General features: G+C 58.8%; 2 protein-coding genes. Both read right to left on the minus strand.

Features of this window, described 5'->3' with window-relative positions; all coding sequences use genetic code 11:
- Positions 1-16: 16 nt before the first annotated feature.
- Positions 17-313: a hypothetical protein gene (locus QN219_RS33655; protein WP_284004740.1), complete on the minus strand. Its 297-nt coding sequence runs from the start codon at positions 311-313 to the stop codon at positions 17-19.
- Entirely contained in the window at positions 313-1,929 is a 1,617-nt protein-coding gene (gene tnpC / locus QN219_RS33660) for an IS66 family transposase (protein WP_284004741.1), read from the minus strand. Before tnpC ends, QN219_RS33655 begins: the two co-directional genes overlap by 1 nt.
- Positions 1,930-2,115: the final 186 nt, after the last annotated feature.

Consider the following 2,115-nt stretch of genomic DNA (forward strand, 5'->3'; position numbering starts at 1 on the left):
CGTAACCGCCCGGTTGTTACCGCGGAGATTTCGCTTTGATGCGAGCGATGAGTTCCTGGTCATCGACGAAGTCTTCGAGGAAGTCGTTCCATTCGTCAGCGGTGCGACGAGCATGGGCAAGCATTTGCCCCAGCTCTTCAATTCCGTTGCGGGTGAGCGAAGTTATTGCCTCGTCCGGCCCGGTGTAGACGCTGATGATGCTGCCGTAGCTCAGATTGTCATCGTTGCTGACGATCGACTGAAGGAGCTCGGAATCTTCATCGAGCAATTTGGCGACGTAGTCGATGCTGAACACATGGGTCACGGTTGCCATCAGGCGGCCTCGGCGCAGGTGGCTATGACAGGTGCCCAGTTCCAGGGCAGCAGCTCATCGAGCCTATTGATCTTGTGATCGTGAATGCGGTCGAGCACATCGGCCAGATAGGCCTGCGGATCGAGGCCGTTCATCTTGGCCGTCTCGATGATCGTCATGGCGCGTGCCAAGGTCTCCGCGCCGGTGTCAGCGCCCGCAAATAGCCAGTTCTTGCGCCCTACTCCAATTGGGCGCAGGGCCCGCTCGGCGGCATTGTTGTCGATGGCGACACGACCATCTTCCAGGAACAGGCAGAATGACGACCAGCGGCTCAGGCCATAACGGAAGGCTTGCGCCAAATCGCCCTTGCCCGGAATACGGGCCAGTTGCGCTTCGGCCCAGACACGCAATGCTTCGACCTTTGGCTTGCTCTGCTTCTGACGCGTAGCAAGACGGATATCGGCAGGCTGACCTGCAATCTCTCGCTCGATGTCGTAAAGCGCACCGATACGGTCGAGAGCCTCGCAGGCGATCTCGGATTTGTTCGATGTCCAGATATCGTGGAAGTCACGTCTCCAGTGCGCCCAGCATGAAGCCTCCCGGAAGCGGGATTGCCCCTCCGTGTCAGGTTCGTACAGCTTTCCGTAGCCTTTGTAGCCGTCTGCTTGAAGAATGCCGCTCGCCTGCCTGAGGTGATGATGGACGTGCTCTTCTTTCCAGTCGGGAGCAAAGTAGTAGACAGCGCCCGGTGGAGCAGTACCCGCCCATGGACGTTGATCGCGGACATACGTCCAGATCCTGCCCTTCTTCACGCCCTTGCCCAAACCTTTGTCCCTCCTTGAGCGATCCAGCACCCGGATCGGGGTATCATCGGCATGAAGAAGGTCGCTTCCCATGATCGCGGTCTCGATCCGCTCGATCAACGGCTGGAGCACCCGCATGGCGCGACCACACCAATCGACCAGCGTGCTGTCTGGGATGTCGACGCCCATGCGGGCGAAGATTTCGTTCAGCCGATACAGTGGCAGATGGTCGTCAAACTTTGAGACCAGGATGTAAGCCAGAAGGCCGGCACCCGCCATGCTGCCCGGTATTGGACGGCTAGGTGCTGGCAACTGCACCATCTTCTCGCAGCAACGGCAGGATTTCTTCAGCCGGGCGACCTCGATGACCTTCATCTGCGCGGCGATCATGTCGAGGATTTCGCTTACGTCTTCGCCCACAAGACGCAATTCACCGCCACAAGCGGGGCAACACGAGCCTGGATCCAGTTCTTTACGCTCGCGAACTGCCTTGTCCGACACGCGTGGGCGACGGCGCGTCACCGTCTGCTTTTGAGCATCCGTAGATGCGGCAACCTCATCAGCTTCGTCGATCGACCTGGTGCTGTTCTCCGACGCAGCGATCAACAGATCCTCCAGCGCCAATTCCAGCTGCTGGATTTCTCGCTCGATCTTTTCGGAGGACTTGCCAAACACCTGTTTCTTCAGCTTGGCAATGCGAAGCCGCAAGGTCTGGATCAACTGGTCATGCGCCTGCAATGTCGCCGACATCTTCGCATTTTCCGCCTGCAAGGCGGCGATCATCGCCTTCAGGAAGGCGGGATCGTCGGGAAGATTTTGGCTCGCGTTCGACATGAGCCTGACTAGCATAAGCCAGGAGGAATGGCCATAAAAACAAGTAGATTCAGAGGGATAAAATCAACAGACGCGTGCCGGCGGCGCACCCCAGTTGGGTCGTCGCCAATCGATCCCCTCCCACAGCATGGCCAGTTGCGCCGACGTCAGCCGAGCCGTTCCATCGGCGGTCGACGGCCACGGAAA

This window comes from Sinorhizobium sp. 8-89 (assembly GCF_030124325.1).
Taxonomy (GTDB): domain Bacteria; phylum Pseudomonadota; class Alphaproteobacteria; order Rhizobiales; family Rhizobiaceae; genus Sinorhizobium.

What these genes read in the sequence shown, in the direction of transcription:
- QN219_RS33655 (WP_284004740.1), bottom strand. Translation starts at nt 313, where the DNA reads ATGGCAACCGTGACCCATGTGTTCAGCATCGACTACGTCGCCAAATTG.
- tnpC (WP_284004741.1), bottom strand. Translation starts at nt 1,929, where the DNA reads ATGTCGAACGCGAGCCAAAATCTTCCCGACGATCCCGCCTTCCTGAAG.